Source organism: Shewanella sp. 0m-6, assembly GCF_052977325.1.
Map to the genome: position 1 here is coordinate 79941 of NZ_JBRIMD010000018.1, position 8854 is coordinate 88794.

Annotated in this window: 8 protein-coding genes; 6 read left to right on the plus strand and 2 right to left on the minus strand. The window is 43.7% G+C overall.

The features are described from left to right. Positions 1-14: 14 nt before the first annotated feature. Both ACVBJC_RS14310 and ACVBJC_RS14315 read right to left on the minus strand, forming a co-directional pair. Positions 15-572 (minus strand): SprT family zinc-dependent metalloprotease, encoded by a 558-nt coding sequence (locus ACVBJC_RS14310; RefSeq protein ID WP_447161527.1) that lies wholly within the window; start codon positions 570-572, stop codon positions 15-17. A gap of 167 nt (positions 573-739) precedes the next feature. Further along, entirely contained in the window at positions 740-1900 is a 1161-nt protein-coding gene (locus ACVBJC_RS14315; RefSeq protein WP_447161528.1) for a hypothetical protein, read from the minus strand. A gap of 437 nt (positions 1901-2337) precedes the next feature. Between ACVBJC_RS14315 and ACVBJC_RS14320 the strand changes: the two genes are divergently transcribed. From ACVBJC_RS14320 to ACVBJC_RS14345, 6 genes are all read left to right on the plus strand, one after another. Further along, positions 2338-3669: a sigma-54-dependent transcriptional regulator gene (locus tag ACVBJC_RS14320; protein ID WP_447161529.1), complete on the plus strand. Its 1332-nt coding sequence runs from the start codon at positions 2338-2340 to the stop codon at positions 3667-3669. 191 nt (positions 3670-3860) lie between these two features. Next, positions 3861-4466 (plus strand): hypothetical protein, encoded by a 606-nt coding sequence (locus ACVBJC_RS14325; RefSeq protein ID WP_447161530.1) that lies wholly within the window; start codon positions 3861-3863, stop codon positions 4464-4466. 23 nt (positions 4467-4489) lie between these two features. Beyond that, a complete protein-coding gene (locus tag ACVBJC_RS14330; RefSeq protein WP_447161531.1) occupies positions 4490-5584 on the plus strand; it encodes a hypothetical protein in 1095 nt (364 codons plus the stop codon). Positions 5585-5647: 63 nt separating this feature from the next. Further along, the gene (locus ACVBJC_RS14335; protein WP_447161532.1) at positions 5648-6334 is read left to right on the plus strand and encodes a C39 family peptidase; all 687 of its coding nucleotides are present in this window, start codon (positions 5648-5650) and stop codon (positions 6332-6334) included. A gap of 8 nt (positions 6335-6342) precedes the next feature. Continuing rightward, positions 6343-7053 carry a hypothetical protein gene (locus ACVBJC_RS14340; RefSeq protein ID WP_447161533.1) on the plus strand — a complete coding sequence of 237 codons (711 nt, stop codon included), beginning with the start codon at positions 6343-6345 and terminating at the stop codon, positions 7051-7053. 30 nt (positions 7054-7083) lie between these two features. Continuing rightward, on the plus strand, positions 7084-8394 hold the full coding sequence (locus tag ACVBJC_RS14345; protein WP_447161534.1) for a transporter: 1311 nt from the start codon (positions 7084-7086) through the stop codon (positions 8392-8394). Positions 8395-8854: the final 460 nt, after the last annotated feature.

Below are 8854 nucleotides of genomic sequence, written 5' to 3' on the forward strand. Positions count from 1 at the left end.
GGGGGCGCTAATGTTTACTTTGGCTGCAATGCGTCACCACACTTACGGCAACGGTATTGAGTTTGGCCGCGAATAACCTTGTTATGACGGCGAATGCTAAGATCAACAGGGCCACATTGGCAGCGATATGCAAAGGTTTTACCTTCAACACTACGAGTATCAAAGCTGTGGGTTGTGCGTGGCACCCGAGTATAAATATGCTGCATCACATGTTGCCATTCAACCCCATGGGGCTTTACTCGGCCATATAGTTGGTAAGCGAGCAGGTGGCTTACCTCATGGGGTACCACATCATCTAAAAAAGCTTGTAAGTTATCGTTAAGCAGCTTTGGGTTAAAACGTAACTTATTTAATTGTAGATGGGCGGTGCCAGCGCTCTTACCACGCAGAGCAAAATTGATCTCAGGTCTTGGAAACTGCTTGTCGAGTTTGTTTTCAGCAATTTGATAGCAATGTTCTACTTGCTGCGCGATTTGCTGCTGCAGTGGATCGGTAAATGCCATGACTGGGTAGCTTGTCAGTTTTGGCCTAGTACTTAGCAAGGACTTGAATGGGTTAAGCGCTTTGAACATTAAGCCTAATTGCTCCGTTAGAGTCGCAGTACTGTGAAAAGTACTGTAAAAAAATACTGGGGCTCAAAAAAGTGTGAGCCCCAGTATTTTAACCTAGGCTGGCAGTGCAGACCAGCATAACGGTGCTAGCCCTCCAGCATCATAAGGGCGGCATTGAGCTACTCGAGCTAGAGACTGTTTGCCGCCGCCACAACCATATCTCTGACTTGATTAACTATCTGTGATTCAGTTTTGACATCATAAGCGGCAATGCGCGGAGTATGAATATGGCCAACAGGTATGCTGCTGTTAAATTGCTTTTGCAGCAAAATAGCGCGGTATGAGATCTCGTTTGATAAGTAGCCGCCACCTGAACCTTCAACTGACTGAGCAGCTTGTAGTTGCGCCAATGAGCTAGCTTCGAATTCACCACGTTCTAATGTCGATACTGTGTGATTATCGTTGACTTCCCATGGACCTTTTACGGTTTGCATCGCGGCAATCGGTAATGAAAACTCGACAAATTCAGGGCCATTGAGTGTGCCACCATTAAACAGCGGTGCGATTGGAGCTAGCTTAGTGGCGCCAGTGAGTACATTAAGATTATCTGGCGCTGCAGCGCTGCGATTACGACCTGGAAAGCGCTCGATATCAAAATCATCACGGCCCATACTAACGGTAAAGATCATATCAAGGTTGTTGTCGCGATAAAAAGGCGTGAGCAGTGATTCAATCATGCCGTTATCGAAATCGGCAAAGCGAACTGGGATCATAACGGTTTCCACTTGGGCTTGTTTACCGTCGATTTTAAAGCGGTAGCCGTCAAGTGCTAGGGCGGCAAGTCCTGAAGGATTACTTTGATCAATATTGCGATCTAAAAAGAATGGGTCAAAGCCTGTTAGTAAGATCTTAATCTGAGCATCATCTTTGAATTTGATATCACTAAAACCACGAGACGACTTTTCAACCGCTTCAAGTAAAATATTCCGTTGCCAACTGACAATATTAAAGTTGGGTTTTTGTGTCTTCAAAAGCGCACGCATTGCTAAGCGATTCCAATATAAAGAGCGATCATCTAAATGGCCTGACTGTACATCCCGCACAGCTTGTTGCCATAATCTTAGCCCCTGGTGAGCGACCATTTGAGTGATTTTTAACTCATCAGAATGACGGCCATATTTCTCGTCTAGATTGCTAATAAATGCTTGGTAGCGGCTAACAACTTCAGGCATGGCTTGAGTTGCTGTTGGCAAACGATTTTCTTCAACATCCAGCTTTGCAAAAGCGGGTTGAATTAAGGTTACAGAGGTGAGCGCGCTAGCAAATATTGCTGTGCTGAGAGTGGTCATTGCCAAGTCCTTTCTTATTATGACCGCGACCATATTTTCCCTATTTTTCACGTTACCGGGTAAGTTGCGGTTTTACATTGTTTTTCGAGTTCTGTGGCGCTCAGTATGCACCACAATAAACGGCATTGAAAGTAGTGTGCTCGGATACAGATTTTAGTAGTTAATTCCGTTTGTTAACGGCTTGCAACCCCTTTGTTTGCCGCGTTTTTCTCAGGCTCAGTCATGATTCTCGTAGCGCTAAATTTTCTCGTCTTACGGCTCTTACCTTCAATTTCATAACTATACTCTATTGGCTATTTGGCTATGACGACTTGGTAAGGGGCTTGGGAAAAGTTTAGAGGATTGGTTGGCACAAAAAAGGTTAGCAACAAATGAGCATTAAACATTTGATAACCCCTTTTTCGTGTGCAAGGAGATGTAAGTCGAGGGAACAGATGATGAAATATGTTAGCGTGATAGGGCATCAGTATGATGAGTTTCTGTGTGAGCAGCTAAAGAGGAAAGGGGTATATGTAGACTTTTATAATGCAGGCGATCTAAAAAACGTCAACTCAGATTGCCATTTATTACTGCTAGATCTAAGAGGGGAGGAGAATACCTGTTGGGCTAAGAAAGTGATAAAACTGTGCCATAAAGCGACATTGGTTATCATGCTTATCGAGCGCCGACAGCTTAAGTCCACCTATTCCCTAAAGCTAATTAGTCAGTATGCCTGGGATTACCATACCGCTCCGTTTGAAATGGATAGATTACTTAGATTGATTGGTCATGCGTTAGGCCTGATTCGCATTCGTCAGCAATGCGAAAGTGATCCGCAGCCTAAGCATTGCGATGACGTTAAGACAGTAACGAACTCACAAACGATGCAGGCTCTCAGTAAGCAGGTTATTAGGGCTGCCCCAACAAATATTCCTATTCTTATCCGTGGTGAAAGTGGCACAGGAAAAGAGCTGATAGCTAAAAAAATTCATCAACAGTCAACACGCTCAGCAGGTGCATTTATTGCGGTCAACTGTGGTTCCTTAAGTTCAGGGGTGGTGCAATCAGAGCTGTTTGGCCATGAAAAGGGTTCGTTTACCGGCGCTGTGAGCTGTCATAAGGGTAAGATCTCGCAGGCTGATGGGGGCACATTATTTTTAGATGAGATAGGGGATCTCCCAATAGAGCAGCAAGTGAACTTACTGCGATTTTTACAAGAGGGCACGTTTGATACGGTTGGTGGATGTAAGCCACAAGCTGCCGACGTACGCATCCTTGCGGCAACTCATATTGATCTTGAAGCTGCTATTGAGCGTGGGGAGTTCCGTTTAGATCTGTTTTATCGCCTTAATGGGATCACATTGGAGTTACCCCCTTTGCGCGAACGTAAAGAGGATATCATTCCATTGGCGGATTATTTTTGTGTTCAATACGCTGATGAATTTAATACAGGTGTGTGCTATTTCAGTGAGCAAGCTAAAAGTGCAATGTTAGCGTATGAATGGATTGGTAATGTACGAGAACTGATTAATAAAATTCGTCGCGCAGTTATTTTATGTGAAAACGGTATTATCCAAAATTCAGATTTAGAGCTCGAAGACACACTGGTGAACCCAGTCCTTACTCAAGGCTTAAAAACCATAAAAGATGTGGTTGAGAAACATGCCGTGTTGACGGCCATTCAGCGCTATAACGGCAAAATGGACAGTGTTGCTCAAGAGCTGAAAATCTCTAGAGCGACGCTATATAGACTTATCGATAAACATGAGATCAGTTCTCTAGAGTCGTGATCTCAATAATGAGATCATAGGCCTCACTTACGATTTCTACTATATCAACCACTTAGTGTCCCTCTGTCTTATTTCTGAGACAACTACTTGATGTCATATTGTTAACTTGTTGAAACGATTTGTTTTAATAAGGTGGCTCGATGCTTGCTCATACCCTTGCACGGTTTTAGTGAACTATCGGGTGTTGAATAATGAAATTAAGCAGTATTCAAGGAGGAGTATTTCTTTGCCTAGCAGGCTTTGCATCTGTTGCCTGGTCGAACGGTGGCAATACCACTCTCATTCAACATGTTGATAATAGCACTACAGTCGGCACAAAATCTTTCAGCAATAACAGTGGTCGTATTGCAATTAACCAAGCTGCAGGTGGCAGCAACCTTCAAACCAATAGCCATGCTATTGGCGATCGAGTCGTCATATTGTCAGATCAAAAAAATCCCTACCTATCGTTAGCTGAACCCTCTAATGGACAAAACCTCTCATATATTGAAGCACTGGCTTTTGAAAATGCACAAGGTCTTATTAGCGTTAATCAGGTGAGTGGGCAGGGGAATATTCAAGCTAATCTTGGCGCAATTGCTTTGCAGTCCGTGATTGGCTTGGGATTAGATGATAGTGCACTGGATAACATTGCTAGCCCTACCGTTTTGCCACTTGATCATAAGGATTCAAACCTTAGCGTTATTGCTCCGAATAGTTTTGAAAATGCTCAAGGAATTGTACAAATCAATCAAATTTCTGGTGATGGAAACAGCGCCATAAATCAGTTCTCGCTGCAGTTACCTAGTGGGAACTAAGTTACTTAAATGGAGATATGAAAATGGAAATGAAAAAATTAACCCTAGTAATGTGTATCGCTGCTGCAATAAGCGGTAATGCCTTTGCTAACGGCAATGACGATTCAAGTTCTAATTCTGAATCGAATAGTAGTGTCGAACTGAATAAGAAAGTCAGCGTAGAGAAAGATGTTACGTTTAAAGGCGGCGCCCTAGTTCTTGGCGTAATTAAAGTCGACGCTCTAGGTATGGCTGTGGTCGACAACGTACAGACTACAGGTGGCAACTTGACTGGCAATTCTTATGTTGATAACTCTGCTTCAGTCTCAGGTTCTGCCTTTAATAATGCTAGCGGTAATATTGGAGTGAACCAGGCGGCTGGTGATTTTAATATTCAAGGTAATTCAGCTGCACTCGCATCAATTGATGCCAGCTTTGCCTTTGGTTCTGGTGATGCTGAGATCTTCAGTACTCAGCGTGGATCATTTAACGGCACCATGAACTATGCATCGACAAATAGTGCATCGATTGGCGATGGAGCTTTCCAAGGCGCCTCAGGTAATGTGGGGGTAAATATTGCGTCAGGTGGTAATAACGTACAGGCCAATAATATGGCTGCATCAGCTCATAAGGGCAGCTTAGGTGAAGCGAGTGTCTCTAACTCACAGGTGTCTGCTCATAACGGAGTGAAAAATCAGAGCGTGGTGCAAAATACAGTTGATTCAGTTGCGGTGAATTTGACGATGGATGCTACTGGTACCTATACAGGTACGTCTGAGCAAAATGCAGCCTACTATCCTGAAATTTGGCAGGACAATGATGGTGCGCATAACACGCCTGGGGCATCTATATGGGGCCATATGGATATGGATAATCAAAACCCGACTGGAGCTGATGGCCTAAGCTTTGATGAAAGTGGCGACATGACACTGGCAGGTACCGTAAGTGGTCAGTTGCCTATTTATATTGAAACAGTGACTCAAAAAACTACCAATACAGCCTCGCTTAGTGACAGTGCCTTCCAGAATGCGTCGGGTAACATTGGCGTTAACATGGCCTCTGGTAACGGTAATTTACAGTCTAATAACTTATCACTAACCAGCATGACAGGAGGAGCGATCGTTTCTGAAAATCCATAAATCTTCATTTTGGTATCCACAGTAGCCTGAGTTGTTTTCAGGCTACTGCTACAAGGATGTGCTATGAACAAATATCTGCTTATCTTTTGTATTACTTGGTTTTCACCGAGTTTATTTGCAGCCGAAATCATGTTGACAGGCATGATCCCTGGAATGGGAAATTACAGTAAAAATATCCAAAGTATCAGAGAGCGAAAATTTGAATTTGTAGTGCAGCAAAGAACGGACTTTTCCTGCGGCGCCGCAAGTCTGGCCAGCATTCTTAAGTTCGGTTATGGCAAAGATGAAATAACCGAAGAGCATGTTTTATTAGAGATGTTAAAAGTGTCCGATATGGAGGTCGTTCAGCAACAAGGGTTCTCCTTGTTAGATATGAAGCGATATTTAACGACACAAAACATGCGTGGACGCGGTTACCGGGTGGGAGTGAAAGAGCTGCAACAACTAAAAATTCCCGCAATCGTGCTGTTAAACGATGGTGGCTATAGCCACTTTGTCGTGATGAGAAGGTTTACCGATAACCAGGTGTATCTTGGTGATCCAGCTCTTGGTAATCGAATATTAGAATATGACGAATTTATTGAAAAGTGGAATGGAATTGTGTTTGTCGTTATCGGCAATGAATACATTAAAGACAATCCATTGCTTCAACCACGGGCTCGGTTGACCTACAACACGCTTGGCCCTTTGCAACCGTTATCGGATGCCGAGCTATTAGAGTTTGGTTTTGAGTATGCGGACATGCTCTAGGAGGCAAAATGCGATTTTGCTTAGTGACAGGGATCTTATTAGCTAATTCAGTTTTTGCATCTGACACCCCTTTAGAAGTTTTTGAGGGGAAATCGCCACTGTTGGATCAAGAGTTAGCGGAATTAAGAGGTAAATATACACAAAATGGCCAAGACTTTTATTTTGGCCTGCACATGCAAACACACTATATCAACGAGCAAGGAGTGACGCAGCAAGTACAAATGCAGGTTGAAATGTCCAACGCTAGCAGTGGTCCAGCAATGCGAATTACTGTAGCTGATGCCGTTTCCTCAACGGGTGATAGCCTTGACTTGTCTGCAAGTGGTCAGCAAACGGGTTTACAACAGAGGATCCAAATTGCTGGTGACTTTAATCAGGTCAATAACCAACTGGACTTTGAGCCTGGAAGCCTAAATCCACTTGCTAATGGTGTAGAGATCGTTATAGGCCAAAGTTTAGTGAGCAGCAGTGGTAACGTTGTGTACTCGACTGCTGACGGTCAATTGGGTTATCAGGTCGATATGGCGTCAGCCTCATTTGGGCAAGGCGTTTCTTCTCAGGGCGGTAATGGGCAGTTATTGCAGTCGATTACGGTTAACGGCGCGTTTCATCAAATTTCTAACCGTTCGTTAATTCGATATAAAGGAATCGATCTTGGCGTTAAAGAACGTCAGATATTGGGACAGCAGGTACGCGATATTATTGGGATTGGTCTATAGTTTTTGAAAGCATAATAAAGGATGACAAAAATGGATTTTAAATGGACTAAAGTGGCGTTACTTGTTTCCATTTCTTGCCTGCATTTTTCTAGCTTCGGGGCTGATGGCCCTAAAGCCGCGATGACCGAAGCTGAAGAGCTACAGTTGCTAAAAAAGCAACTTATTTTGCTAAATCAGCAATTACAGATGCAGCAAAAAGCCATCAACCACATGGCACAGAAAGTGTTATCCAAAGAGGCTGCATTGACGCAAGTTGGGGGCGGGGCGAATAGCGAGCAGGTTGCTAATCAGCCTCAACAGCAATCTAAAGCATCAATAGAGCGCCCACCTCAACAAACTGCACAAATTGCCAGCTCTCAAGCGGTAGCTAGCTCTTCAGTAAAAAAGGAGCCTGAACGCTCTCGTAGTACCGAAGATGTACTGCAAGAAGCCCACAACGTGTTTGACCGTAAACTCACCATCGAACCTTCTTTGACTTACAGTTATTACGGTCGTAAAGATCTCATTTTGCGTGGCTTTTTAGCATTGGATGCTATTTTCTTGGGCAACCTAAATCTAGACCGAATTCGTTCTAATACGGTTCAGCTCGATCTCACTACGCGTTACACGCTAAATGATAGTTGGCAGTTTGAAATGGCGATGCCATTTGTGTACCGCCTGAATAAGTATGAGTCAGTGGGCGAAGGTAACTCAAGTCAGCTTTATGAATCTGCCGATGTCGAAGGCGGGCAAATTGGCGATATGAGCGTCGCTGCTTATTATCGGATTATGACCGAAGGGGATGGGTGGCCAGATTGGGTGTGGAATGTCAGGGTTCGCATGCCTACAGGCACAGATCCTTTTGGCATAAACCTAGAATCGTCGGAGTCGGGAAACCTGACTTATCCGGATCAAATTGCTACAGGTACAGGGGCCTGGGGAATTTCGACAGGTTTTAGTTTGGCTAAAACTTATGATCCTGCGATTGTATTTTTTAACCTCAATTACGGTACCTTCTTACCTGAAGAGTATGGCGATCTTTCGGGGCTACCTGGTATGTCACCGGGAGATATCGATCTGGGTGATTACATCGATTACAGCTTAGGCTTAGCGTTTGCTGTGTCAGAAAGAATGAGTATTGGTATGAGCTTTAACCAGCGCTTTTTTACTAAGACTCAGCAAAGGCCTCTTGGTGGTGAATGGCAAGATATTGCTAGAACCGACACCAATACAGCGAATTTAGGTTTAGGGGCAACACTGGCTTTAACAGAAAACTTCTCAATGGTGACCAGCATTGGTGCGGGATTGACTGAAGACTCACCGGATTATCAAATTAGTTTACGCTTCCCTTATCGTTTTTAAGCTCGGCATCTAAGCTCGATACATATGCAAGAGCATAAGCTGGTGGCTCTTGATGCGATAGATACGGCTTTCGGTTGCGGCTATCTAAGATGATGTTAGTGGCCCATTGTCGCTAGCTCAATTACATCATCATAGATTGTAGTGACTCTTGGCTAGTAAAGCGCTTATGGAAGAAGTCTAAAAACACACTGATGTTAGTGGCCCATTGTCGCTAGCTCAATTACATCATCATAGATTGTAGTGATTCTTGGCTAGTAAAGCGCTTATGTTATAAAAGAGGTCTAAAAACACACTGATGTTAGTAGCCCATTGTCGCTAGCTCAATTACATCATCATAGATTGTAGTGATTGTTGGCTAGTAAAGCGCTTATGTTATAAAAGAGGTCTAAAAACACACTGATGTTAGTGGCCCATTGTCGCTAGCTCAATTACATCATCATAGATTGTAGTGATTCTTGGC

Bases quoted from the DNA above. Each gene is read 5' to 3' on its own strand.
- ACVBJC_RS14310 (WP_447161527.1), bottom strand. From the start codon at position 572: ATGTTCAAAGCGCTTAACCCATTCAAGTCCTTGCTAAGTACTAGGCCA.
- ACVBJC_RS14315 (WP_447161528.1), bottom strand. From the start codon at position 1,900: ATGACCACTCTCAGCACAGCAATATTTGCTAGCGCGCTCACCTCTGTA.
- ACVBJC_RS14320 (WP_447161529.1), top strand. From the start codon at position 2,338: ATGAAATATGTTAGCGTGATAGGGCATCAGTATGATGAGTTTCTGTGT.
- ACVBJC_RS14325 (WP_447161530.1), top strand. From the start codon at position 3,861: ATGAAATTAAGCAGTATTCAAGGAGGAGTATTTCTTTGCCTAGCAGGC.
- ACVBJC_RS14330 (WP_447161531.1), top strand. From the start codon at position 4,490: ATGGAAATGAAAAAATTAACCCTAGTAATGTGTATCGCTGCTGCAATA.
- ACVBJC_RS14335 (WP_447161532.1), top strand. From the start codon at position 5,648: ATGAACAAATATCTGCTTATCTTTTGTATTACTTGGTTTTCACCGAGT.
- ACVBJC_RS14340 (WP_447161533.1), top strand. From the start codon at position 6,343: ATGCGATTTTGCTTAGTGACAGGGATCTTATTAGCTAATTCAGTTTTT.
- ACVBJC_RS14345 (WP_447161534.1), top strand. From the start codon at position 7,084: ATGGATTTTAAATGGACTAAAGTGGCGTTACTTGTTTCCATTTCTTGC.